The sequence below is a fragment of the Pseudomonas sp. GW822-FHT07A10 genome (assembly GCF_058798795.1).
In genome coordinates, this window is the sequence record NZ_JBXAKV010000013.1 from 111,617 (window position 1) to 135,378 (window position 23,762).

At 59.6% G+C, this 23,762-nt stretch carries 22 protein-coding genes; 7 read left to right on the forward strand and 15 right to left on the reverse strand.

The annotated features are described in order from the left end of the window. Positions 1–9: 9 nt before the first annotated feature. Positions 10–1,533: a polyphosphate:AMP phosphotransferase gene (gene pap, locus AC1RL4_RS21370; RefSeq protein WP_028938966.1), complete on the reverse strand. Its 1,524-nt coding sequence runs from the start codon at positions 1,531–1,533 to the stop codon at positions 10–12. 320 nt (positions 1,534–1,853) lie between these two features. Here pap and mnmC point away from each other — a divergent pair, with 320 nt between their 5' ends. From mnmC to AC1RL4_RS21395, 5 genes are all read left to right on the forward strand, one after another. Beyond that, positions 1,854–3,839, forward strand: coding sequence for a bifunctional tRNA (5-methylaminomethyl-2-thiouridine)(34)-methyltransferase MnmC2/FAD-dependent 5-carboxymethylaminomethyl-2-thiouridine(34) oxidoreductase MnmC1 (gene mnmC, locus AC1RL4_RS21375; RefSeq protein ID WP_493120099.1), 1,986 nt, complete (start codon positions 1,854–1,856; stop codon positions 3,837–3,839). Between the two features lie 122 nt (positions 3,840–3,961). Then, positions 3,962–5,734, forward strand: a complete 1,773-nt coding sequence (locus tag AC1RL4_RS21380) for an N-acetylglutaminylglutamine amidotransferase (protein ID WP_019582600.1) — start codon at positions 3,962–3,964, stop codon at positions 5,732–5,734. A 3-nt stretch (positions 5,735–5,737) separates the two neighbouring features. After that, the gene (gene ngg, locus AC1RL4_RS21385; RefSeq protein ID WP_493120102.1) at positions 5,738–7,486 is read left to right on the forward strand and encodes an N-acetylglutaminylglutamine synthetase; all 1,749 of its coding nucleotides are present in this window, start codon (positions 5,738–5,740) and stop codon (positions 7,484–7,486) included. A 37-nt stretch (positions 7,487–7,523) separates the two neighbouring features. Further along, the gene (locus AC1RL4_RS21390) at positions 7,524–8,714 is read left to right on the forward strand and encodes an osmoprotectant NAGGN system M42 family peptidase (protein ID WP_018929876.1); all 1,191 of its coding nucleotides are present in this window, start codon (positions 7,524–7,526) and stop codon (positions 8,712–8,714) included. A 65-nt stretch (positions 8,715–8,779) separates the two neighbouring features. Further along, the gene (locus tag AC1RL4_RS21395; RefSeq protein ID WP_003199186.1) at positions 8,780–9,007 is read left to right on the forward strand and encodes a YheU family protein; all 228 of its coding nucleotides are present in this window, start codon (positions 8,780–8,782) and stop codon (positions 9,005–9,007) included. 1 nt (position 9,008) lies between these two features. Here the strand turns inward: AC1RL4_RS21395 and csrA are convergent, their stop codons facing one another. The 3 genes from csrA to AC1RL4_RS21410 form a co-directional block, all read right to left on the reverse strand. Continuing rightward, positions 9,009–9,194: a carbon storage regulator CsrA gene (csrA, locus tag AC1RL4_RS21400; RefSeq protein ID WP_204124561.1), complete on the reverse strand. Its 186-nt coding sequence runs from the start codon at positions 9,192–9,194 to the stop codon at positions 9,009–9,011. A gap of 153 nt (positions 9,195–9,347) precedes the next feature. Continuing rightward, the gene (locus AC1RL4_RS21405) at positions 9,348–9,680 is read right to left on the reverse strand and encodes a YnfA family protein (RefSeq protein ID WP_019582603.1); all 333 of its coding nucleotides are present in this window, start codon (positions 9,678–9,680) and stop codon (positions 9,348–9,350) included. A 65-nt stretch (positions 9,681–9,745) separates the two neighbouring features. After that, positions 9,746–10,561 (reverse strand): SDR family oxidoreductase, encoded by an 816-nt coding sequence (locus tag AC1RL4_RS21410; protein WP_019582604.1) that lies wholly within the window; start codon positions 10,559–10,561, stop codon positions 9,746–9,748. Between the two features lie 288 nt (positions 10,562–10,849). On the opposite strand from AC1RL4_RS21410, the gene AC1RL4_RS21415 reads away from it, so the two are divergent. Further along, positions 10,850–11,008: a DUF3309 family protein gene (locus AC1RL4_RS21415; protein ID WP_172901242.1), complete on the forward strand. Its 159-nt coding sequence runs from the start codon at positions 10,850–10,852 to the stop codon at positions 11,006–11,008. Between the two features lie 60 nt (positions 11,009–11,068). On the opposite strand, the gene AC1RL4_RS21420 is transcribed toward AC1RL4_RS21415, so the two are convergent. From AC1RL4_RS21420 to AC1RL4_RS21465, 10 genes are all read right to left on the reverse strand, one after another. Further along, positions 11,069–13,162, reverse strand: a complete 2,094-nt coding sequence (locus AC1RL4_RS21420) for an LTA synthase family protein (protein ID WP_019582605.1) — start codon at positions 13,160–13,162, stop codon at positions 11,069–11,071. A gap of 360 nt (positions 13,163–13,522) precedes the next feature. Continuing rightward, complete coding sequence (locus AC1RL4_RS21425; protein ID WP_019582606.1) at positions 13,523–14,125, reverse strand: START domain-containing protein; 603 nt, start codon at positions 14,123–14,125, stop codon at positions 13,523–13,525. A gap of 41 nt (positions 14,126–14,166) precedes the next feature. Further along, entirely contained in the window at positions 14,167–14,421 is a 255-nt protein-coding gene (locus AC1RL4_RS21430) for a YkgJ family cysteine cluster protein (RefSeq protein WP_019582607.1), read from the reverse strand. Positions 14,422–14,588: 167 nt separating this feature from the next. After that, positions 14,589–15,056, reverse strand: coding sequence for a translation initiation factor 2 (locus AC1RL4_RS21435; protein ID WP_461772349.1), 468 nt, complete (start codon positions 15,054–15,056; stop codon positions 14,589–14,591). Positions 15,057–15,143: 87 nt separating this feature from the next. Beyond that, positions 15,144–16,583, reverse strand: coding sequence for an aminotransferase-like domain-containing protein (locus AC1RL4_RS21440; protein ID WP_007903895.1), 1,440 nt, complete (start codon positions 16,581–16,583; stop codon positions 15,144–15,146). A gap of 202 nt (positions 16,584–16,785) precedes the next feature. After that, entirely contained in the window at positions 16,786–17,598 is an 813-nt protein-coding gene (locus tag AC1RL4_RS21445; RefSeq protein ID WP_018929884.1) for an OmpA family protein, read from the reverse strand. Continuing rightward, complete coding sequence (locus tag AC1RL4_RS21450; RefSeq protein WP_018929885.1) at positions 17,595–17,951, reverse strand: DUF4398 domain-containing protein; 357 nt, start codon at positions 17,949–17,951, stop codon at positions 17,595–17,597. The genes AC1RL4_RS21445 and AC1RL4_RS21450 overlap by 4 nt, the downstream gene beginning before the upstream one ends. 9 nt (positions 17,952–17,960) lie before the next feature. Further along, on the reverse strand, positions 17,961–18,809 hold the full coding sequence (locus tag AC1RL4_RS21455) for a substrate-binding periplasmic protein (RefSeq protein ID WP_028938958.1): 849 nt from the start codon (positions 18,807–18,809) through the stop codon (positions 17,961–17,963). Positions 18,810–18,890: 81 nt separating this feature from the next. Beyond that, entirely contained in the window at positions 18,891–19,820 is a 930-nt protein-coding gene (locus AC1RL4_RS21460; protein ID WP_019582611.1) for an electron transfer flavoprotein subunit alpha/FixB family protein, read from the reverse strand. 2 nt (positions 19,821–19,822) lie between these two features. After that, positions 19,823–20,572: an electron transfer flavoprotein subunit beta/FixA family protein gene (locus AC1RL4_RS21465; protein WP_028938957.1), complete on the reverse strand. Its 750-nt coding sequence runs from the start codon at positions 20,570–20,572 to the stop codon at positions 19,823–19,825. A gap of 546 nt (positions 20,573–21,118) precedes the next feature. Here AC1RL4_RS21465 and AC1RL4_RS21470 point away from each other — a divergent pair. Then, positions 21,119–22,783, forward strand: coding sequence for an electron transfer flavoprotein-ubiquinone oxidoreductase (locus AC1RL4_RS21470; RefSeq protein ID WP_096480883.1), 1,665 nt, complete (start codon positions 21,119–21,121; stop codon positions 22,781–22,783). Between the two features lie 83 nt (positions 22,784–22,866). Here AC1RL4_RS21470 and AC1RL4_RS21475 read toward each other — a convergent pair whose 3' ends face one another. Then, positions 22,867–23,757 carry an AraC family transcriptional regulator gene (locus AC1RL4_RS21475; RefSeq protein ID WP_064616620.1) on the reverse strand — a complete coding sequence of 297 codons (891 nt, stop codon included), beginning with the start codon at positions 23,755–23,757 and terminating at the stop codon, positions 22,867–22,869. Between the last annotated feature and the right edge of the window lie 5 nt (positions 23,758–23,762).

Consider the following 23,762-nt stretch of genomic DNA (forward strand, 5'->3'; position numbering starts at 1 on the left):
ACCATCGGCTCAGCGCTTGCGCTTTTGCAGTTTCTTCTCCCGTTTGTCGGACTTTTCGAATGCTGCTTCCAGCGCCTCATTGAGGGTGCGCAATACCTTGACCCGCGCCCAGCGCTTGTCGTTGGCTTCCACCAGGGTCCAGGGCGATACCTCGGTGCTGGTGCGGTCGACCATATCGCCGACTGCGGCGCGGTAATCGTCCCACTTGTCGCGGTTACGCCAGTCGTCTTCAGTGATCTTGAAACGCTTGAAGGGGATCTCTTCGCGCTCCTGGAAGCGCTCCATCTGAGTCTGTTTGTCGATGGTCAGCCAGAACTTGACCACGATCACCCCGGCATCGTCGAGCTGCTCTTCGAAGTCGTTGATCTCGCTGTAGGCACGCAACCAGTCCGCCTCGCTGCAAAAACCCTCGATGCGCTCCACCAGCACCCGGCCATACCAGGAACGATCGAACACAGTGAATTTTCCCCGCGCCGGAATATGCCGCCAGAACCGCCAGAGATACGGCTGCGCCCGTTCTTCTTCGGTAGGCGCGGCGATCGGCACGATGTTGTACTGACGTGGGTCGAGTGCCGCGGCCACCCGACGGATCGCCCCGCCCTTGCCTGCCGCGTCGTTGCCCTCGAACACCGCGATCAACGCGTGACGACGCATGCGTTTGTCGCGCATCAGCCCGGAAAACCGTGCCTGCTCAGTAATCAGTTGCTCTTCGTAATCGTCCTTGTCCAGGTTCAGGGTCAGGTCCAGGCTGTCGAGCAGATTCACGTGATCGACGCTGGGAGACAAGGGCGCGGCACTGACTTTGTGCGGGTGAATCCTGGGTCTCTTGAGCGCGCTCTGCAGGCCCTCGAGCAGAATCTTGCCGACCGCCAGGCTGCGATAACGCGCATCCAGGCCAGCAATCACGTGCCACGGCGCGTAGTCGCGGCTGGTGCGGCGCAGTACCCGTTCGCCGTACTTCACGAACTTGTCGTAGGTCGCGGATTGTTGCCAGTCCAGCGGGCTGATGCGCCAGCTGTGCAGCGGATCGTCGTTCAGCGCCTTGAGCCGCGCTTTCATTTGTTTCTTGGAGAGGTGAAACCAGAACTTGAAGATCAGCGCGCCTTCGTCGCACAACATCTTCTCCAGCCGTTCGGCGCCGTTGATGGCTTGATCGAGTCGCGGATCCTTGAACAAACCATGAACCCGCCCTTGCAGCATCTGGCTGTACCAGTTACCGAAGAAAATCCCCATGCGCCCCTTGGCTGGGAGCATCCGCCAGTAGCGCCAGGCGGGTGGTCGAGCCAGCTCTTCGTCGGTCTGCTGGTCGAAGGTGCGGACCTCGATCAGGCGCGGGTCCATCCATTCGTTGAGCAACTTGACCGTCTCGCCCTTGCCGGCCCCTTCGATGCCGTTGATCAAAATGATCACTGGAAAACGGTGTTGCTGCCGAAGTTCGAACTGCGCTTCGAGCAAGGCTTCACGCAGGGCCGGCACTTCGGCTTCATAGGTTTCTTTGTCAATGGCATGACCGATTTCGGCGGATTCGAACATGGAGACACTCCTTCCAGGATTGAGCAAGACTAGCGGATTGGCGTCTCATGCGTAGGACAAATCCATCCTTGAGACTGATACGAACCCTGTGGCGAGGGAGCTTGCTCCCGCTGGACGGCGAAGCCGTCCCGATATCAGAAAACATGTACTCCGGTGCTACATAGACAACCAACTTGCGGCTGCTTCGCACCCGAGCGGGAGCAAGCTCCCTCGCCACAAAACGACGATTCTCCCTGCCCCCCGAATGTGGCACTTGCCACGGATCAAGCACCACCGTGGCGATCGGCTAGAATGGCGGTCTTGCCGTTGCCGAGCCTGCCATGAAACCTGTATTGCCCCACGCCCAGCTCGACTGGGACGACCAAGGTCGCCCGCGTTCGCGGGTGTTCGATGATGTGTACTTTTCCGACCAGTCGGGCCTTGAAGAAACCCGCTACGTGTTTCTGGAGCAAAACGATTTGCGCGACCGCTTCGCCGCATTGCCGGCGGGTGGGCGACTGGTGATTGGCGAGACCGGTTTCGGCACCGGGCTGAATTTCCTCTGTGCCTGGCAGTTGTTTGAACAGCACGCAGTGGCCGGTGCGCGGCTGCATTTTGTCAGTGTCGAAAAGTACCCGCTGAGCACCGCCGATCTGCAACGGGCCCTGGCGTTATGGCCGGATCTCAAGCCGTTCGCCGATCAACTGCTGGCGCAATACGTGGCGATCCATCAAGGCTTTCAGCGGCTGGTGCTGGGCAACGGCCGCGTCACCCTGACCCTGCTGATTGGTGATGCATTGGAGCAGTTGCCGCAACTGGACGCGCAGATCGACGCCTGGTTTCTCGACGGTTTCGCCCCGGCGAAAAACCCCGACATGTGGACCGCCGAACTGTTTGCCGAACTGGCCCGCTTGGCGGCACCCGGCTCGACCATCAGCACCTTCACCAGCACCGGCTGGGTACGCCGCCTGTTGAACGCCGCAGGCTTCAAGATGAAACGCACGCCAGGCATCGGTCACAAGTGGGAGATCCTGCGGGGCACCTTTCTTGGCTGGCCCGAAGAGACCGCACGACCTGCCGCGACTAAACCCTGGTTCGCTCGCCCAACTCCGCCGACTGGCGAGCGCCGCGCCGCCCTGGTAATCGGTGCCGGGCTGGCCGGTTGCGCCAGCGCCGCCAGTCTCGCCGCGAGGGGTTGGCAAGTGAGCCTGTTGGAGCGCCACGAAGCACTGGCGCAGGAAGCCTCGGGCAATCCTCAAGGCGTGCTGTACCTCAAGCTTTCGGCCCACGGCACGGCGTTATCGCAATTGATCGTCAGCGGTTTTGGTTACACCCGGCGCCTGCTGGAACAATTGCAGCGCGGCGTCGACTGGGACGATTGCGGGGTCTTGCAACTGGCCTTCAATGCCAAGGAAGCCGAGCGTCAGACGCAATTGGCCGCCGCTTTTTCGCCAGACCTGGTACACCTGCTCGATCAACCGCAAGCACAGGCCCGGACCGGCATCGAACTGGAGCACGGCGGCCTGTTCTTCCCCGAAGGCGGCTGGGTTCATCCTCCTGCGTTGTGCCAGTGGCAGGCGTCTTCAACGAACATTCAGTGGCTGCCCCATCGCGAGGTGCTGGAACTGCGCAAGGTCGATGATCAATGGCAGGCCTGGGACGGCGAGACACTGCTGGCCAGCGCGCCTGTGGTGATTCTGGCCGGCGCCGCCGAGATCAAGCGTTTTCCCCAGAGCGCCGAGCTGCCGCTCAAACGCATTCGCGGCCAGATCACCCGACTGGCGCAAACCCCTGAAAGCCAGAGCCTGGCGACCGTCGTCTGCGCCGAAGGCTATGTGGCACCGGCACGTCTGGGCGAACACACGCTTGGCGCCAGCTTCGATTTCAAGAGTGACGATCTGGCCCCGACTGTCGCCGAGCACCTCGGCAACCTGGCGTTGCTCGAAGAAATCTCCACCGACCTGGTCACCCGCCTGCATGTTCAAGACCTGGACCCGCAGCAGCTTGAAGGGCGCGCGGCGTTCCGCTGCACCAGTCCCGATTACCTGCCGATCGTCGGACCGTTGGCCGATCAGGCCAGCTTCGCCAATGCCTATGCCGCGCTGAGCAAAGATGCCCGGCAAGTGCCCGATGTGCCCTGCCCGTGGCTTGATGGGTTTTACGTCAACAGCGGCCATGGTTCTCGCGGTTTGATCACCGCGCCATTGTCCGGCGAACTGTTGGCGGCCTGGCTTGAGAACGAGCCTTTGCCCTTGCCCAAAACCGTGGCCGAGGCCTGCCATCCCAACCGTTTTGCCTTGCGCCAGTTGATCCGCGGAAAAGTCTGATCCATAGACTTATAACTTATCGGTCTAAAACTCCAGGGATTCACATGGGTCAGTTTTCGGGTACCCGCCGTTTTGGCGAGGTATCGATTGACCCTCCCCAACGGAAAAACCGGTAAGGACTTATGTGCGGATTAGCTGGAGAATTACGTTTCGACCATCAGCCTGCAGACCTCGCAGCCATTGAACGAATCACCCATCACCTGGCCCCTCGCGGCCCTGATGCGTGGGGCTTCCACAGCCAAGGCCCGATTGCCCTGGGCCATCGGCGCCTGAAAATCATGGACCTGTCGGACGGCTCGGCGCAGCCGATGATCGATAACCAACTGGGTCTGTCCCTGGCCTTCAACGGCGCCATCTACAACTTCCCGGAACTGCGCACCGAGCTGGAAAGCCTCGGTTATGCCTTCTACTCCGGTGGCGACACCGAAGTGCTGCTCAAGGGCTATCACGCCTGGGGTGAAGCGCTGTTGCCCAAGCTCAACGGCATGTTCGCCTTCGCCATTTGGGAACGTGACGCCCAGCGTCTGTTCATCGCCCGCGACCGTCTCGGTGTGAAGCCGCTGTACCTGTCGCGCACCGGCCAGCGCCTGCGCTTTGCCTCGGCATTGCCGGCATTGCTCAAGGGCGGCGACATCAACCCGATCCTCGATCCGGTGGCGCTCAATCATTACCTGAACTTCCACGCGGTGGTCCCGGCCCCGCGCACCTTGCTGGCGGGCATCGAAAAACTGCCCCCGGCGAGCTGGATGCGTATCGAAGCCGACGGCACCACCGAGCAGAAAACCTGGTGGACCCTGCCCTACGGCCCACATGCCGACGAACTGAATCTGACCCTCGAAGACTGGCGCGATCGCGTGCTCGACAGCACCCGTGAAGCGGTGGCAATCCGTCAACGGGCGGCGGTGGATGTCGGTGTGCTGCTGTCCGGTGGTGTCGATTCGAGTCTGTTGGTGGGGCTGTTACGCGAAGTCGGGGTCGAAGACTTGTCGACCTTTTCCATCGGTTTCCAGGATGCCGGTGGCGAACGCGGTGATGAATTTCAGTATTCGGACCTGATCGCCAAACACTACGGCACCCGGCATCACCAACTGCGTATCGACGAACAAGAGATCATCGAGCAACTGCCGGCAGCGTTCCGCGCCATGAGCGAGCCGATGGTCAGCCATGACTGCATTGCCTTCTACCTGCTGTCCCGGGAAGTGGCCAAGCATTGCAAAGTGGTGCAGAGCGGCCAGGGTGCGGACGAGTTGTTCGCCGGGTATCACTGGTATCCGCAGGTGGACGGCGCGAGCGATCCGTATGCGGCATATCGCGATGCGTTTTTCGACCGCAGCTATGCCGACTATGCCGCCACAGTGCAGCCGAAATGGCTGACAGCCAACGATGCCGCCGGCGACTTCGTGAAGGAACATTTCGCACAGCCCGGTGCCGACGCGGCGGTGGACAAAGCCCTACGCCTGGACAGCACCGTGATGCTGGTGGACGACCCGGTCAAACGCGTCGACAACATGACCATGGCCTGGGGCCTGGAAGCGCGCACGCCGTTTCTCGACTATCGCCTGGTGGAATTGTCGGCGCGGGTGCCGGGCAAATTCAAACTGCCGGATGGCGGCAAGCAAGTGTTGAAAGAAGCGGCGCGGCTGGTGATTCCGAGCGAAGTGATCGATCGCAAAAAAGGCTACTTCCCGGTGCCCGGCCTCAAGCATTTGCAGGGCGACACGTTGAACTGGGTACGTGAACTGCTGCTCGACCCGAGCCAGGATCGCGGCTTGTTCAATCCCGCCATGCTCGACCGCCTGCTGACCGATCCGCAAGGCCAGTTAACGCCGTTGCGCGGCTCCAAGCTGTGGCAATTGGCGGCCCTGAACCTGTGGCTCAGTGAACAAGGAATCTGATCGATGAAACCCCACGCCACGGTTTACAGCCAACGCCTGTTGCGCGGTCAGGCCCCCTCCTACGAACGCTTGCAGGCACGCCTGGCCGAAGACGGCAGTGCATTGAGCGCCGCGCCCATCGCCGTACATTGCGGTTGGGGCCGGTTGCTGATCGGCCATACCTTTCCCGATGCGGCGAGCCTCGCCCAAGAGTTGCTCAATGAGCAACCCGGTGAGCGGGACATCGCCTTGTACGTCGCAGCGCCCCAGCAAGTGCTGGGGCTGGAACCGGCGCAACTGTTTCTCGACCCGTCCGATACTTTGCGCCTGTGGTTCAGCGATTACCGTCAGGCCACCCGGGTGTTTCGCGGTTTTCGCATTCGTCGGGCGCAAAGCGAGGCGGACTGGCAGGCGATCAATCAGCTGTATCAGGCTCGCGGCATGCTGCCGATCGATGCAGGTTTGCTGACGCCCCATCATCAGGGCGGCCCGGTGTACTGGCTGGCGGAAGACGAGGACAGCGGCGCGATTATCGGCAGCGTCATGGGCCTCAATCACCACAAGGCATTCAACGATCCGGAAAACGGCAGCAGCCTGTGGTGCCTGGCGGTGGATCCGCAATGTTCCCGCCCAGGCGTCGGTGAAGTGCTGGTGCGGCACTTGATCGAACACTTCATGAGCCGTGGGCTGAGTTACCTGGACCTGTCGGTGCTGCACAACAACCTTCAGGCGAAGAATCTTTACGCCAAACTCGGTTTTCGCAACTTGTCGACCTTTGCGATCAAGCGCAAGAACGGCATCAACCAGCCGTTGTTTCTCGGCCCCGGCCCCGAAGCCGAGTTCAATCCGTATGCGCGGATCATCGTCGAAGAGGCTCATCGGCGCGGTATTGAGGTGCAGGTGGATGACGCGCAAGCCGGTCTGTTTACCTTGATCCACGGCAGTCGTCGGGTGCGTTGCCGCGAATCCCTGAGCGATCTGACCAGCGCCATCAGCATGACCTTGTGCCAGGACAAAAGCCTGACTCACAAGGTGCTGAAAAACGCCGGCCTCAAACTGCCCGCCCAACAACTGGCGGGAAGCGCGGACGACAATCTGGCGTTTCTCGACGAGCACGAACGGGTGGTGGTCAAACCGCTGGACGGTGAACAGGGTCAAGGGGTGGCGGTGGATTTGCGCAGCATTGAGGAGGTCCAGCAAGCCATCGAAAACGCTCGCGCATTCGACAGTCGAGTGCTGCTGGAAAGTTTTCACGAAGGCCTCGATTTGCGGATTCTGGTGATCGGCTTCGAGGTGGTCGCAGCTGCCATTCGCCGGCCGGCGGAAGTGGTGGGCGATGGTCAGCATTCCATCGGTGCGCTGATCGAAGCCCAGAGTCGTCGCCGTCAGGCGGCAACCAGCGGCGAAAGCAAAATCCCGCTGGATCAGGAGACCCAACGCACCTTACAGGCGGCGGGTTATGACTACGCCAGCATTCTGCCGGCCGGCGAGCACTTGTTCGTGCGGCGCACGGCGAATCTTCATACCGGCGGCATCCTTGAAGACGTCACGGCGATTCTGCATCCAGCCTTGGTGGACGCGGCGGTGCGCGCGGCGCGAGCGCTGGATATTCCGATGGTCGGGCTCGACCTGATGGTTCCGGCCGCCGACCAGCCGCAGTACGTGTTTATCGAAGCCAATGAACGCGCCGGCCTGGCCAACCATGAACCGCAGCCGACGGCCGAGCGGTTTGTGGACTTGTTGTTTGCGCATAGTCAGCCGGCAGTCCCTTAGTGATGTGTTGTCTGTACCAACACCATCAGGAGTTTCCATGACCAGCAAAATTCCCGAACCGGATCTCGATTACCTGCAAAAAGTCCTGCTGGAAATGCTCGCCATTCCCAGCCCCACCGGGTTTACCGACACCATCGTGCGGTACGTCGCCGAGCGCCTCGAAGAGCTGGGCATTCCCTTTGAAATGACCCGTCGCGGCACCATCCGCGCGACTCTCAAGGGCAAGAAGAACAGCCCGGACCGAGCAGTCTCCGCTCACCTGGATACCATTGGCGCGGCGGTTCGCGCGATCAAGGACAACGGACGCCTGACCCTGGCGCCCGTCGGCTGCTGGTCCAGCCGTTTTGCCGAGGGCAGCCGCGTCAGCCTGTTCACCGACAACGGCGTGATCCGTGGCAGCGTGTTGCCGCTGATGGCTTCCGGGCACGCGTTCAACACCGCCGTGGATGAAATGCCGATCAGCTGGGATCACATCGAATTGCGCCTGGACGCCTATTGCGCCACCCGCGCCGATTGCGATTCGCTGGGGATCAGCGTCGGCGATTTCGTCGCCTTCGACCCGTTGCCGGAGTTCACCGAAAGCGGCCACATCAGCGCCCGTCACCTCGACGACAAGGCTGGCGTTGCCGCTCTGCTGGCGGCACTGAAAGCGATTGTCGACAGCGGCGAAGAGTTGATGATCGACTGCCATCCGCTGTTCACCATCACCGAGGAAACCGGCAGTGGTGCGGCGGCTGCCCTGCCCTGGGATGTCAGCGAATTCGTCGGCATCGACATCGCGCCGGTCGCGCCCGGCCAGCACTCCAGCGAACACGCGGTGAGCGTGGCGATGCAGGATTCCGGCGGGCCTTATGACTATCATCTGTCGCGGCACCTGCTACGCCTGGCCGCTGACAACGAACTGCCGGCGCGTCGGGACCTGTTCCGCTATTACTTCAGCGATGCTCACTCGGCCGTCACCGCCGGCCACGACATTCGCACCGCGCTGCTGGCCTTCGGTTGCGACGCCACCCACGGCTATGAACGCACCCACATCGACAGCCTCGCCGCCCTCAGCCGCCTGCTTGGCGCCTACATCCTCAGCCCGCCGGTATTCGCCAGTGATGCACAACCAGCCACGGGATCGCTGGAGCGGTTCAGTCACCAGATCGAGCACGAGACCCAGATGGAAAGCGATACCCGGGTGCCGTCGGTGGATAGCCTGCTGGGACAGCGCACAGAAAGCTGAGGCGAACACTGGTGATGTGTTCATATCCGCCGTAGCATCGCGCCAATGTTTAACCGAGGTGCCTTATGCTGATCCCCCACGACCAACTTGAAGTCGACACCCTGACCCGCCTGATCGAGGATTTCGTGACCCGTGACGGCACGGACAACGGCGATGACACGCCGCTGGAAACCCGTGTATTGCGTGTGCGTCAGGCATTGACCAAGGGCCAGGCGCTGATCGTCTTCGATCCGGAAAGCGAGCAATGCCAGTTGATGCTCAAGCACGACGTGCCCAAGCACCTGTTCGACTGAGTCAACGACCTTTAGCTTTTGCCTGTTTGATCTGGATGCGCTCGTAGACTTCGGCGCGGTGTACGTTGACCTCCTGTGGCGCTTCAACACCGAAGCGCACACTGCTTCCGTTGACGGCGAGCACCCGCACGGAAATGTTGTCACCAATGGATATCATTTCGCCCACAACGCGACTGAGTACAAGCATGGCATTCATCCTTCAGGGTTACCGGCCCCTGAAGATGCCCGGCGCAGAGCGGGTCTTCAATGCAACGACCGCAAAACAGTCCCGCCCTACAATGCAGGCTGCATCACCCTGACGGACGTATCTGACAAACCGCTTGAATGAAGGACCGATCCGTCAGGAAGCGGTAAGGCGCGGACCAAACAAAATGACAGTCGCCCCGAGTACACACAGCGCCACGCCGATCCAGTCAGAGCCCAATGGTCGAATCCGCTCGACCACCGCCAGCCAACCAACCGACGCAATGATGTAGATGCCACCGTAGGCGGCATAGGCGCGACCGGCGTAGCTCGCTTCGACCCGGGTCAGCAGCAGCGCGAATAACGTCAGGCTGAGCAAGGCCGGGATGACCCACCACACGCTTTTACCCTGGCGCAGCCACATCCAGAAAGCGAAGCAGCCGGCGATTTCGAACAGCGCGGCGAGGAAAAACCACAGGTAATTGAGCATGCAGACGTCTCGTTGGGATGGCCGGTTGGCGGCCACCCTAACGACGGTGTTGCGCACAGGCAAGTTCAGCCTGCGTTTTGTTTGGCCTTGGCGCGCATTTTGTCGGCCATCACAGTCATTTCGTTGTAGAGCAATTGCGGGTCTTTCTGTTTGATCGCCCAGGCGATACGGCCCTGCTCGTGAGGCAGGATCAAGAATTCGCCGGCAGCGACCTGCTGATAGATGTAGTCGGCAATGTCAGCAGCGGTGATCGGTGAGCTTTCCAGCAATTTGCCGACCTGGGCTTTCATGGCCGGGGTCGGGCCACGGAAGGAGTCCAGTAGATTGGTCTGGAAGAACGACGGGCAAACTACATGCACGCTGACTTCCTCATGGGCCAGTTCAATCAGCAAACTTTCGGACAACGCCACCACACCTGCCTTGGCCACGTTGTAGTTGCTCATGGCCGGGCCTTGCATCAGCGCCGCCATCGAGGCGATGTTGATGATCTTGCCTTTGCTTTTCTCCAGCAGCGGCAGGAAGGCCTTGCAGCCCTTGACCACGCCCATCAGGTTGATCGCGATTTGCCAATCCCAGTCCTCCAGCGACAGTTCACTGAAGAACCCGCCCGAGGCCACACCGGCATTGTTGACGATGACATCGATACCGCCGAGTTTCTCTTCGCAGGCTTGGGCGAAGGCGGTCAACTGACTGTAGTCGCGCACATCGCAGCGCTGAATGAAGCCGTCACCGCCGGCTTCGCGCACCAACTTGAGGGTTTCCTGCAGGCCGGGCTCACTGACATCCGACAAGGCCAGCTGCCAGCCTTCACGCGCCCAGCGCAGCGCGATTTCGCGACCCAGGCCTGAGCCCGCGCCAGTGATCATCATGCGATTTTGCATAGCAAACAGCCTTGTTGTTCCGGGGAAGATGCACCGAGTGTAGCGAAGGATAATGCGCGACCCACGCTCCATCAGAGTGCTGAATGGCCAGCGATGAACCACGGCGCGGTGCGGTTGTTTCAACTTCGAGACACAGCAAAAGAAATAAACATACTTTCCAAAAACATTAAAAAAACTTGGAATTTTTCTTCATAGCCATGAGTCGGATTTTTTAAGCAGCTAGGATTAATACAAGTCCAGCTGATGGCTAAAACGCCAGGTCAAACCCACAACGCTTCCAACAAGGAAATAGACATGGGCACAATTCTTATCGTTATTCTTATCCTGTTGCTGATAGGCGGCCTGCCGGTCTTCCCGCACTCCAGAAGTTGGGGTTACGGCCCGTCCGGCATCATCGGCGTGGTGTTGGTGGTGCTGTTGATCCTGCTGTTGCTTGGCAAGATATAAAGATTTTACCGACAAAAAAAAGAGGCCCTGCGAAGGGCCTCTTTTTTATTGCGTCAATAGTTAATCCGGTTTGCCGTTAACCACACCCGCGGTGTTGTCGAGCAGGCTTTTGGTCGCCGTTTGCAGGAACGCTTCGAGCTTGAGCTTCAGCTCAGCTGTACGCGGTGCATCCGGAACGATCTCGGCGTGAGGCGTCGCACCCAGTTCGTACTGGTACATCTTCGGCGCCATTTCCTTTTCTTTCGGCAGCACCAGGATCTGGTCAGCCGTAACGATGGCGGTAGTCTGCTCGCTACCCGACGGCTTGATCACACCAAAACCGGTGTCGCCTTCAGGCAGGTTGAGCAGGTCACGCCCCCAGCACTGATGACGTACTTCGCCACCAATACGGCCCATGATGGTTGGCACGATGTCGATCTGGGTGCCCACGGTGTGGTTACGCTGGCCGAACTTTTCCTGGATGCCCGGTGCAATCATCAACATCGGTACGTTGAAGCGGCCCAGGTCCATTTCGGTGATCTGACGTTCGTTGCCAAAACCATGGTCGCCAACGATGACAAACAGGGTTTCCTTGAAGTACGGCTCCTTGCGGGCCTTTTCAAAGAATTGACCCACTGCCCAGTCCGCGTAACGCATCGCGGTCAAATGCTCGTTCAAGCTGCCGCGATCGGTTACACGTTCAACCGGCAATGGTGTCGGCAAGGCATATGGCGTGTGGTTGGACAGGGTTTGCAGCAACGCATAGAACGGCTTGCCGTTTTCCCGCGCCTTGAGCTCTACCAGACCACGGTCGAACATGTCCTGGTCGGACACGCCCCAGGTCGGGTCGGAGAACACCGGGTTCACGAAGTCGTTACGACCAATGAAGTTGGTCATGCCCTGGTTGCTGAAGAAACCCGACTGGTTGTCCCAGGCAAAATCGCCGTTGTAGACATACACGTCGCCGTAATTACGTGCGCTGAGCAGCTGCGGCAGGCCGGACAACTTGTGGCTGCCTTCCGGGGTCTGCATCAGGTATTCGAAACCCGGCAGGTTCGGGAAGCAGGCCATGGTGGCGAACATACCCTGGTGGGTATGCGTCCCGTTGGAGAAGAAGCGATCGAACAGCAGGCCTTCTTTCGACAGTTTATCGAGGTACGGCGTGATGTTGCCCGATGCGCCCAAGGCCCCCACCGAGTGACCGGCCATGCTTTCCATCAGGATCACGACGACGTTCTTGATCGGCAGGGTCTTGTCGGCCGGCGGCATGTAATCGCGACGCACCGCTGCGATATCGGCATCCACCAGTTTTTCGTCCGGCATCACCAGCATGTCACGTACGATTTGCTGAGCTTGCGGCTGTGGCAGCGTTGCCTTCCAGATATTGTCGCGATCTTCGGACATCCGGCTCTTGGCCGCGGCAATCAGCGACAGCGTGCCGTTGAGGCCCAACTGGTTGGCGAAGTTCGAGTCGGTGGTATAGACGTCACCCCAACGCAGCGGTGGGCCCTGACGCAGGGTGCCACGCGCCGCGACCACGCAGACCAGCAGGCAGACCACGAACACCACGCCGCGCGCATACCACGGAGCGACCTGGCGTGTGCCGATGCTGCCACCGCTGAACGGCCCGCGAGGACGTGTGGCGCGGTCGGCCCCCTTGAACGCGAGGGTCAGAATCAACGTGCCCACACCCCAGGCCAACAGGTAGCGAACTACCGGAAAACCGTACCAGAGCATGCTCATCACGGTTTTCGGGTCTTCTTTCACATACTGGAAGACCAGGCCGTTGAGGCGCTGGTGGAACTCGCGGTAAAAGTCCATCTCCATCAGGCCGAGGAACAGCGCGATACTCGAGGCAACGGTCAACCAGAGCCGGAAGAACCCGCGGGCCGCCATGGCCCGGGCGCTGAACAGGGCCAGCAGCAGCGGAACGCTGAGGTAAACCACCAGGCGCAAGTCGAAGCGCAGGCCATTGGCGAACGCTTCCAGGAAGGTCGAAGCCGGTGTGTCGAGGATCATCGAGCGGTTATAGACCAGCAGCGCGACGCGCAGCAGGCTGAACATGACCATCATGATCAGGGCGCACAACAGCGTGTAGGCCATATGCGATTTGACGGTCGGTTGCAGCAGGCGACTAGTAGCTCGCTGCTGATTCAGGGCGTCCGGGTTTGCCATGTCGTTTTAGGACCCATTGGAAGTTGAAGTTACAAAAATACAGTGGCGCCTTGCCCTCTGTTGGCCATCCTCGGCCCCGGGGCGTGCGCGGTGCGCAAATGTTGCACGATCAACAGCGGCATTGCCATTGATTACTGCCCGACAGCCCAACTGCCGCTTGTAGCGCTCTGGGACAAGAGGGCATGGCACAAAGTTGCGGGGTTGACTCGTTGAGGCGAGAGCGAATTGTCTTGGAGACTTTGTGAAAATTTTGTTCAACGCATATCCGGAAACAAAATAAAGACAGCCCTTGGTAAAAAACGCAAACGCCCCGATCAAATCGGGGCGTTGTTCAACGGGTCGTATCAACTGGATACGCGGTTACTTCTCGGCGCGTTCTTTCAGGGCTTTGAGAGTATTGAACGGTGCATCGACCACGAACTTGTTGGCCAACCACGACGGCACGCTGCCGCCTGGATCGGTGTGGACCTGATACGTCACTTCGACTTGATCGCCTTTGGGCACGAACTTCCAGAAACCCTTGACCTGGGCAACCCGTACAAAACCTTTTTCTTCCGGAAGGTACTTCGGCTGCCCTTCCAGCTCTCGGGTCAGGCTGCCATCGGCGCCGTCAACGGTGGTGACATGCAATACCGAATCGCGAGAAGTCACCGGCCACGGTGTATTGAACTGAGTGTAGGTCCAGCTCTGGTTGCCTTCATGCTTGAGCAGCTTCTGGACCTTGCACTCGTGAATCCAGGCGCAGGCTCCCGGAACATCTTCCTGCAGTGCACGCAGTTTGGCCATGGTGGTCTTCATGATCGTTACACCACGGTAAGCCTTGTATTGGGAACCGGCCACCTCACTCAAGGACACCTTGATGCCGTCTTCGTCCTTGGCGGTTTTCCAGTCTTCGGCCTGGGCCGTGGAGGCCAGCAAAACCGTCAAACCACACAGCACAGCGATACGATGCAGCGAACCCATAGTCTTATTCCTTATTGTTGAAGTTCCGTTCGTTGAACACATCACGCGGCCGTCATTTGCTCCCACCAGCCCAGCAATTTGATCGCTTCGTCGCTGCTGCTTCCGCAAACCTCGACATCGGCCTCAAATGCCGAACACACCGCGGGGCGTTCCGGCTTGCCGAAAATGCTGCACAGGTTATCGGCAGACAGTTGTACGCATCGTTCTCCGGCGGCTTTGCCATTGGGCATGCCGGGAATCGGTGAACTGATGGAAGGGGCAATGCAACAGGCGCCACAGCCTTCACGGCATCTCATGACGACAAGCTCCTCGCGACGAGCAATGTGTTAAAGGGACGTGGCACAGAGTAACGGCTAAAACAGTTGTTTTAAATTACCCGGGCCCGGGTTTTTACGCTCAAACGAACGTGACTGACCAGTCTCCGACAAAGCGTCTGTTGCGCGGGTCACGAACAGGGGGAAATTTACTGCTTGAACTCGAATTCCAGCGCCGCGCCTTCAACGTCCCGGCGCTCTTCATTGCGCCGCTGCAGCTGCATTTCGTTGCTGATCAGGCGACCGTTCAGCTGAAACGGACTGCTTTTGCCACCGAACATTTGCGGCAACACCGCATCGTGTCGAGGCAACGGTACCGTGCCGACCGGTTTCAATTCATCGACCTTATCCTTGGGCAAGCTCAAGTCGAGATTGGCGGGAGGGAGTTTGGTCTTCAGCGCTTCACTGGCTGGTTTTGACTTGGAAGCAATGGGAGAACGCTTTTTGACCGGTGCAGCCTTCTTTTTGACCGGAGCGGTTTTTATAACCGTCACCGGTTTTTTCGCGGTTGCGGCGGCTGTCGGTTTTTCCTGAACGGAAGCCGCCATGACACCTTCCGCATGACAAGTCATCAACAGGCAGATCAATAACCAGGCAGAAGGAAAAATCGGCTTCATGGACCCAACGGCGCGAACGGCAGAAGGTTATATGCTCGCCTGTTGGAGGCGACAAGACAAGCGGGCAGTTCATAACTGCCCCGCAAGTCAAAAACCGCTCGCTGTCTCCTGACACAGTTGCGTTGCCAGCAACCCTAGCGTCATCAATGCGCGCTCGGCCTCACGGTTCCAGGGGATGCCGCAGTTCAGGCGAATACAGTGATTGAATTGCTCGGTGTTACTGAAAATCAGCCCCGGCGCAATGCTGATGCCCTGCTGCAGCGCACGCACATGCAACTCTTGCGTATTGACCCGCCCCGGCAGACTGACCCACAGAATGAAACCGCCGGTAGGCCGGGTCATCTGTGTGCCTTCCGGGAAGTACTGCTGCACTGCCAGTTGGAAAGCGCTGAGGTTCTTGCGGTACTCCTGACGGATATAACGCAAATGCCGGTCGTACCCGCCGTTCTCCAGATAGGCCGCAATGCCCATTTGCGTGACACTGCAGGCCGAATGCGTGCTGAAGGTCTGCAAGCGCTGGATTTCCTGCTGGTACTTGCCGGCAATCATCCAGCCGATCCGCACGCCGGGCGACAGGGTTTTGGAGAAGCTGGAGCAATAAATCACCCGATCCAGCCGGTCATAGGCCTTGAGCGATTTGGTGCGGCCCTGCTCGAACATCAGCTCGCCGTAAATATCGTCTTCAACAACCTGAATATCGAAATCCGAAGCCAGGCGCAGCAGTTGTTTCTGCCGCTCTTCAGGCATGGTGCCGCCCAAGGGATTGCTCAGGCGCGTGGTCAGCACCAGTGCCTTGATCGACCACTGGTTGGCCGCCAGTTGCAAGGCTTCGAGGCTCATGCCGGTGGCCGGATCGCTGGGGATCTCGATGACTTTCAGCCCCAGCAGGTCGGCCAGTTGCAGCAAACCGTAATAGGTCGGCGACTCGGCGGCGATCAGATCGCCCGGCCGGGTCAAGACGCGCAGAGACATCTGCAACGCATCGACGCAGCCGTGGGTGATTACCACTTCCGACGGATCGACCACCACGCCAGCGTCGCGCATGCGGATCGCCACTTGCCGACGCAACGGCTCGAAACCAGGGCTGAACATATAGCTGAACGCGCGCGGGCTATGGAAACGGGTGACTTTGGCCAGTTGCTGATGCAGTGCCCGCACCGGCAGATAATCGACACTCGGTACAGCCGCGCCCAACGGGAACACGCCTTCGCGGCGGGATTCGACCAGGACTTGCTGAATGATGCTGCTGCGGGTGACCAGGCCTGGGCGCTCGACCCGGGCGATGTCCGGGGTCGGTGCCGTCAGGGCGGGCGTCTGGTGCACGTAGTAACCGGATTGCGGCCGGGCACGGATCAGCCCTTGATCTTCAAGGTTGGCGTAGGCCTGCAACACCGTCGCATGGCTGACATTGAGCTGCGAGCTCATCTTGCGCACTGAAGGCACGCGCTCGCCCGGTTGATAGACACCGCGGCGGATATCTTCGGCCAGTTGCTGAGCAATACGTTGATAGAGCAAGAGATTGGTCATGACGCAGCACTCGATTTCACGGGCATTTTATTCTTGTGTGAAACAATACCGGAACAGTTTAGAAGTGTACTGGGACAGTTAATACAATAGTCGACCATACAGTGCGGTGTCAGCAAAAACTGTACTGTTTTACGATGCATTTGACGGGCGCAAAAAAACCCGGCGCTGCTGAGCAGGCCGGGTTTTTCCAGTGACGCAGCCCTTAACGAGCCGCGCCGAGCTGGCCTTTTTCGTCGGAGAACACAATTTCCACCCGACGGTTCTGTGCACGGCCGCGCTCGGAAGCGTTGGCGTCCACCGGGTATTCATCGCCGTACCCTTCAACCTGGATGCGTTTGTCGTCGATGCCCAGGTCCGTCAATACGTCAGCTACCGATTGCGCCCGGTCGCGGGACAGCTTGAGGTTTTCCTGTTTACCGCCAGTGCTGTCGGTGTAGCCCTCGATCCGCACCACACGCTTGGGGTTGAGCTGCAGGAACTGGACGATCTTCAGCACCACGCGGTTCGCCGAGCTCTTCAGCTCCGCCTCACCGGTATCGAACAGCACATCACCCAGGGTCATCACCAGACCACGGTCAGTCTGGGTGGTCGCCAGCGCCACGATCTGCTCTTCGAGCCACTTGCCCTGTTGCTGCACGCTGAGCAACTTGGACTCACGCAGTGCCAATTGCAGGCGCTGACGCTCGAGTTCGAGCTTCGCTGCGCGCTCTTCATTGAGCACTTGATTGGTGTGTTCCCGGGCGATTTCGCTGTAGCGCTGGCTCAGGTAGGCGTAATGCGCCACGTCCGAACCGCTGCCCCAGTAGCTGGACAGTCGATCGGCGCGGGCCAGGGACTCGCCGGCACGGATCACGTCCTTGGGCGCGATACGCAACACGTTGGAGTCTTCCTTGACCTTCTGGAAGTCGGCACCGGCCTGCTGCAACGCAGCTTCGCTGTGTTGACCGGCGCAGCCATAAAGGCTTGCGCAGCCGGCCAGGATCAAGCCGCCGAGTGCTTTGGTCTTCAGGTTCATTGGGCATCTCCCAGTTGCTTGCGCAGGCGGGTGATGCGGGTATTGAGCACGTTCAACTGCTCCTCGCTCTTGTGGGTCAGGACCCGGGCTTCGGCCAGGCGCGCGTCCAGCTCGGCCTGCTCGGCCCGCATGCGCGCATTCTTGAAGGACTGGTCGGCCATGTTGCCCTTGGCCCGGTTGAACTTGTCCTGGGCCAGTTTCAGCTCCGGCACTTCCTCGGCGGTAGCGCCCACGGCCTTGGCTTGTTCGAGGGCCTGTTCGGTCAGGCGTATTTGTTCATTCGGCGCCGGATCGGCTGCACAACCCGCCAGAGCCAGAACGGCCAGGGCAGCGAAAAGAGGTCGAATACTCACTAAAAATCCCTACTGTTTTGGGGTACTGACAGGGTTTGGCTGCGGTTGTGAGCCTTGCGCTTTCCAACGCTCGATATTGCGCAGCAACGCAGCTTCCGTCAGTCCGGACGCGGGCAATTCTGTCATCTTTTTAGCCAGCTGTCCGCGCAACCAAGGATCGTTACAGGCGGAGTTATGGGAAACCGCGAGGTACAGGCCGGGTTTGTCGATGGGTTGTGGGTGGGCCATCAAGTCATTGGCCATTCCCAGCGTTTGCACCATGGCCATGCCCGAGTAGCGACCGGCGAGGACAAATTCTACCTCGCCCAGCAGCAATTTCTGAAAGGCCTGAGTCAGATTGGGTGTGCGCACGAGGGTCAATTGCTGCTCGGCGAAAGTGCCGAATGAAGGGGTCACTCGAGCCTTTTCCGACAACGCGCCGGGATGACCGTGGAGGTCCTGCGCTTCGTTGTAAACCAATAACGAGTCGTTGCGAGTCCAGACCAGATAATCGTTTTCCAGCAGCGCAGGATGGATGTAATCCAGATTTTCCAGTTCTGTGACCATCAACGGCGCATCGGCCAGCATGTCCATGCGCCCGCTACGCACTTCATCCAGGGCCTGGGAGCGTTTGCCGGCGTACAGCAGCTCAACCTTGATGCCCAACTCCCCCGCCACTTGCTGCAACAAATCAGCACTGGCGCCGATCAGATGCTTGGGGTTTTGCGGGTCTTGCCACAGGTACGGCGGCGCGTCGGGACTGCCGGTCACGATCAAGCGTTCGCATTTACCTGCAGCGCTGGACAGCCCCGGCATCAGCGCCAGACTTAAACACAATCCTGGCAAAAAAGAGCAGCCAAACCAGTGGCGCAGATCCATGGCAACACTCTCCCCACTCAAATCCGGAACAAAAAAAAGCCCGACCAAAAGGCCGGGCTCTTTATAAGTCAAGCCGCCGGATTAGACCAGCTTCTCGAACTCAGGGATGGCTTCGAACAGGTCTGCCACCAGGCCATAATCGGCCACTTGGAAGATCGGCGCTTCTTCGTCCTTGTTGATCGCCACGATCACTTTGGAGTCTTTCATGCCAGCCAGGTGCTGGATCGCGCCGGAGATACCGACGGCGATGTACAGCTGTGGCGCAACGATCTTGCCGGTCTGACCGACCTGCATGTCGTTGGGTACGAAACCTGCGTCAACCGCAGCGCGCGAAGCACCGACGGCAGCGCCCAGCTTGTCGGCCAGGGCGTACAGGTGTTTGAAGTTGTCGCCGTTCTGCATGCCACGACCACCGGAAACGACGATCTTGGCAGCGGTCAGTTCCGGACGATCGGACTTGGCCAGTTCTTCGTTGACGAAGCTGGAAGTGCCGGCGTTGTGAACAGCGGCAACAGCTTCAACGGCGGCCGAACCACCTTCGGCAGCCACCGGGTCGAAACCGGTAGCACGCACAGTGATCACTTTCACTGCAGCATTCGATTGCACAGTAGCGATGGCGTTACCGGCGTAGATCGGGCGCTTGAAGGTATCGGCGCTTTCTACCGAGATGATCTCGGAGATCTGGTCAACGTCCAGCTGAGCGGCGACGCGCGGCAGGATGTTTTTGCCGTTGGAAGTGGCGGCAGCCAGGATGTGGCTGTAGCCCTTGCCCAACTCGGCTACCAGTGGAGCAACGTTTTCCGGCAGCTGATGCGCGTAAGCAGCATTGTCAGCGTTCAGGACTTTGCTCACGCCAGCGATTTTCGCAGCGGCTTCAACCACGGCGCCAGCGCCCTGGCCTGCAACCAGAACGTGGATGTCGCCACCGATCTTGGCGGCAGCAGCAACGGTGTTCAGCGTGGCCGGGGCCAGCACTTTGTTGTCGTGTTCGGCGATTACCAAGATAGTCATGATTAGATTACCTTCGCTTCGTTTTTCAGTTTCTCGACCAGTTCAGCCACCGACTTGACCTTGATACCCGCGCTGCGTGCAGCTGGCGCTTCGACTTTCAGGGTCTTGTTGGTGGAGGCGGTGGAAACGCCCAAAGCGTCCGGAGTCAGCACTTCGAGAGGCTTCTTCTTGGCTTTCATGATGTTTGGCAGGGACGCATAGCGCGGCTCGTTCAAACGCAGGTCGGTGGTGACGATGGCCGGCAGTTTCAGGGAAACCGTCTGCGCGCCGCCGTCGATTTCGCGGGTCACTGCAACTGTATCGCCGGTCACTTCGACTTTCGACGCGAATGTGCCCTGACCGTAGCCGCTCAATGCCGCGAGCATCTGGCCAGTCTGGTTGTTGTCGCTGTCGATGGCTTGTTTGCCGAGGATCACCAGCTGTGGCTGCTCCTTGTCGACCACTGCCTTGAGCAGCTTGGCCACGGCCAGGGAAGTCAGATCTTCAGCGGATTCGACGAGGATGGCGCGGTCGGCACCCAGAGCCAGCGCGGTGCGCAGTTGCTCTTGGGCGGTGGATGGGCCGATGGAGACGACGACGATTTCAGTCGCCACGCCTTTCTCTTTCAGACGTACGGCTTCTTCCACTGCGATTTCGCAGAACGGGTTCATCGACATCTTGACGTTGGCGAGGTCGACGCCGGAATTGTCCGCCTTGACGCGAACCTTGACGTTGTAATCCACAACGCGTTTGACAGCTACAAGAACCTTCATGGATTCCTCGTTACTCTCCGGTGAAAAGAAAGTCGCCTAGGCGAACCTGGCGGTTGATGCTCATCGGCGCAAGGGCACCTCTAAAAACGCTGGCAGGTGTATCGGGTGAACCTTGCTCACGAGGCTGATGACCGTTCGTCAGTGGTGACCGATAAGTCATTCATTACCGCGACGTGTAAACTGCGCGCGATACCTGCGCGGCGCTTCACCTTGTACTGCCATCGCCCTGTCTTTAGAGGTGCTCTTGGAACCTGTATTCAGCCTACGGCGAGCGCAAAACCGCCCGTATCTTGACCGGAACACCTATTCCGGTCAATACGGCAAAATGGCCAGTCATAAGCCGCGTGACTTTGATTTATCTGGCTTTGAGCCGATTCAAACAAACGTTTGTATTGGACGCTAAGAGTGGTGTAGATATAATGCGCCACCCAGAGAGAAAGGTGGTTCATCGATTGTCCTCTGTGCCGCACTGTGGGGAATTCATGAATGCGACACCTAACCTCCAATTAGAAAAAAAACTGTTGAGCCTTGAGTAGGAGATAGCCTGTGGAACGCGAATACATGGAATTCGACGTGGTCATCGTCGGTGCCGGCCCCGCTGGCCTGTCCGCCGCCTGCCGTTTGAAGCAGAAGGCCGCCGAAGCCGGTAAGGAAATCAGCGTCTGCGTGGTCGAAAAAGGCTCCGAAGTCGGCGCTCATATCCTGTCCGGTGCCGTGTTCGAACCACGGGCCCTGAACGAACTGTTCCCAGACTGGAAAGAACTCGGCGCGCCGCTGAACACGCCAGTCACCCGCGATGACATCTTCGTTCTGAAAAACGCTGACAGCGCGCAGAAGATTCCAGACTTCTTTGTGCCCAAGACCATGCACAACGAAGGCAACTACATCATCTCCCTGGGCAACCTGTGCCGCTGGCTGGCCCAGCAGGCCGAAAACCTGGGCGTGGAAATCTACCCGGGCTTCGCCGCCCAGGAAGCGCTGTTCGACGAGAACGGCGTGGTTCGCGGGATCATCACCGGCGATCTGGGTGTTGACCGCGAAGGCAATCCGAAGGAAGGCCTGTACACCCCAGGCATGGAACTGCGCGCCAAGTACACGCTGTTCGCCGAAGGTTGCCGCGGCCACATCGGCAAGCAGCTGATCAAGCGTTTCAACCTCGACAGCGAAGCCGACGCCCAGCATTACGGCATCGGCCTGAAAGAAATCTGGGAAATCGACCCGGCCAAGCACCAGCCAGGCCTGGTGGTCCACACCGCCGGCTGGCCGCTGGACATCATGGGCACCGAGAACACCGGGGGCTCGTTCCTCTATCACCTGGAAAACAACCAGGTGGTGGTCGGTCTGATCGTCGATCTTTCCTACAGCAACACCTTCCTGTCGCCATTCGATGAATTCCAGCGCCTCAAGCATCACCCGGTGCTCAAGCAATACCTGGAAGGCGGCAAGCGCGTCAGCTACGGCGCCCGCGCCATCTGCAAAGGCGGCCTGAACTCGCTGCCGAAAATGGTCTTCAAGGGCGGCGCGCTGATCGGTTGCGACCTCGGCACCCTGAACTTCGCCAAGATCAAGGGCAGCCACACGGCGATGAAGTCCGGCATGCTCGCCGCTGACGCCGTGGCCGACGCGCTGTTCGCCGATCTGGACGGCACGCAAGAGCTGACCACTTATGTCGAAGCGTTCAAGAAGAGCTGGCTCTACGACGAACTGTTCGCCAGCCGCAACTTCGGCCCGGCGATGCACAAGTTCGGCCCGATCCTCGGCGCTGGCTTCAACTGGATCGACCAGAACATCTTCGGCGGCAAACTACCGTTCACCCTGCACGACACCAAGCCGGATTATGCGTGCCTGAAACTGGCGGCCGACTGCAAGAAGATCGACTACCCGAAACCGGACGGCAAGATCAGCTTCGACAAACTCAGCTCGGTGTTCATCTCCGGAACCAACCACGAAGAAGAGCAGCCGTGCCATCTGAAGCTGGCCGACGCGAGCATCCCGATCAGCAAGAACCTGCCGCTGTACGATGAACCTGCCCAGCGTTACTGCCCGGCCGGCGTGTACGAAGTGGTCACCCAGGAAGACGGCGAGAAGCGCTTCCAGATCAACGCCCAGAACTGCGTTCACTGCAAGACCTGCGACATCAAGGACCCTGCACAGAACATCACCTGGGTGGCGCCGGAAGGCTCCGGCGGCCCGACTTACCCGAACATGTAAGTCGACCGTCTGAACAACAAGGCTCCCTGAACGGGGGCCTTTTTGTTGCCCGCAATTCAAGCGTCACCACAAGAACCTGTGGATCAGGCAGCGCGCTCATCCCCCGGATTACGCTCGAAGTAGCGCTTGTACTCACGGCTGAACTGCGACGTACTCTGATACCCCACCCGATGCGCCACCTGGGCCACGCCCAATCCTTCGCCCTGCAGCAAGCGCTGGGCCTTGAGCAAGCGCAAACGCTTCAGATACTGCACTGGCGACAACAAGGTGCAGCGTTTGAAATGCTCGTGAAACGTCGATGCGCTCATGTTGGCGCAACTGGCCAGGGCTTCGACGTTCAGCGGCTCGGTGTAATGCGCATGCAGATGACTCAGAGAGGCCGCGATCCGGGCGAACTGCCCCTGTTGCTCCACCAGCGCCCGCAATACATCAGCTTGCGGCCCACGCAAGGCGACGAACAACAACTCACGCAATCGCGCCTGTCCCATAACCTGGCTCTCCAGCGGGTCGTGCAGACAGCGCAACAGCCGTTCAACACAACCACGCATCGCATCATCGAGCACCGCCGAAGTCATGGACTCTGGCGTCTGCGCCGCGATATAGCGCCCCGACGCCAGCCCCATTGCCAGCACCAACTCACCGAGCAACACCCGGTCAATGGCGATGGAAATGCCCAGCATCGGGCCATCGGGCGCGGAAAACGTCTCGCACTCGAACGGCACCGGCAGCGCCTGAATCAAATAATGCCCGGCACCGTATTCCAGAGTACGCGACCCCAGATACGCCAACTTGCTGCCCTGGGCGATGATGACCAGGCTTGGCTCGTAGATTTGCGGGCCACGGGCCAAATCACAACTGGCCCGCAAAATCTGCACGCCCGGCAACGTGGTAGGCGTGAAACCATCGCGGGTGGTCAGCGGCTGGATCAGCGAAACCAGCGTGGCATTGGCATCGAGATGACGGGTCAACAACATGGAGA

Bases quoted from the DNA above. Each gene is read 5' to 3' on its own strand.
- pap (WP_028938966.1), bottom strand. From the start codon at position 1,533: ATGTTCGAATCCGCCGAAATCGGTCATGCCATTGACAAAGAAACCTAT.
- mnmC (WP_493120099.1), top strand. From the start codon at position 1,854: ATGAAACCTGTATTGCCCCACGCCCAGCTCGACTGGGACGACCAAGGT.
- AC1RL4_RS21380 (WP_019582600.1), top strand. From the start codon at position 3,962: ATGTGCGGATTAGCTGGAGAATTACGTTTCGACCATCAGCCTGCAGAC.
- ngg (WP_493120102.1), top strand. From the start codon at position 5,738: ATGAAACCCCACGCCACGGTTTACAGCCAACGCCTGTTGCGCGGTCAG.
- AC1RL4_RS21390 (WP_018929876.1), top strand. From the start codon at position 7,524: ATGACCAGCAAAATTCCCGAACCGGATCTCGATTACCTGCAAAAAGTC.
- AC1RL4_RS21395 (WP_003199186.1), top strand. From the start codon at position 8,780: ATGCTGATCCCCCACGACCAACTTGAAGTCGACACCCTGACCCGCCTG.
- csrA (WP_204124561.1), bottom strand. From the start codon at position 9,194: ATGCTTGTACTCAGTCGCGTTGTGGGCGAAATGATATCCATTGGTGAC.
- AC1RL4_RS21405 (WP_019582603.1), bottom strand. From the start codon at position 9,680: ATGCTCAATTACCTGTGGTTTTTCCTCGCCGCGCTGTTCGAAATCGCC.
- AC1RL4_RS21410 (WP_019582604.1), bottom strand. From the start codon at position 10,561: ATGCAAAATCGCATGATGATCACTGGCGCGGGCTCAGGCCTGGGTCGC.
- AC1RL4_RS21420 (WP_019582605.1), bottom strand. From the start codon at position 13,162: ATGGCAAACCCGGACGCCCTGAATCAGCAGCGAGCTACTAGTCGCCTG.
- AC1RL4_RS21425 (WP_019582606.1), bottom strand. From the start codon at position 14,125: ATGGGTTCGCTGCATCGTATCGCTGTGCTGTGTGGTTTGACGGTTTTG.
- AC1RL4_RS21430 (WP_019582607.1), bottom strand. From the start codon at position 14,421: ATGAGATGCCGTGAAGGCTGTGGCGCCTGTTGCATTGCCCCTTCCATC.
- AC1RL4_RS21435 (WP_461772349.1), bottom strand. From the start codon at position 15,056: ATGAAGCCGATTTTTCCTTCTGCCTGGTTATTGATCTGCCTGTTGATG.
- AC1RL4_RS21440 (WP_007903895.1), bottom strand. From the start codon at position 16,583: ATGACCAATCTCTTGCTCTATCAACGTATTGCTCAGCAACTGGCCGAA.
- AC1RL4_RS21445 (WP_018929884.1), bottom strand. From the start codon at position 17,598: ATGAACCTGAAGACCAAAGCACTCGGCGGCTTGATCCTGGCCGGCTGC.
- AC1RL4_RS21455 (WP_028938958.1), bottom strand. From the start codon at position 18,809: ATGGATCTGCGCCACTGGTTTGGCTGCTCTTTTTTGCCAGGATTGTGT.
- AC1RL4_RS21460 (WP_019582611.1), bottom strand. From the start codon at position 19,820: ATGACTATCTTGGTAATCGCCGAACACGACAACAAAGTGCTGGCCCCG.
- AC1RL4_RS21465 (WP_028938957.1), bottom strand. From the start codon at position 20,572: ATGAAGGTTCTTGTAGCTGTCAAACGCGTTGTGGATTACAACGTCAAG.
- AC1RL4_RS21475 (WP_064616620.1), bottom strand. From the start codon at position 23,757: ATGTTGTTGACCCGTCATCTCGATGCCAATGCCACGCTGGTTTCGCTG.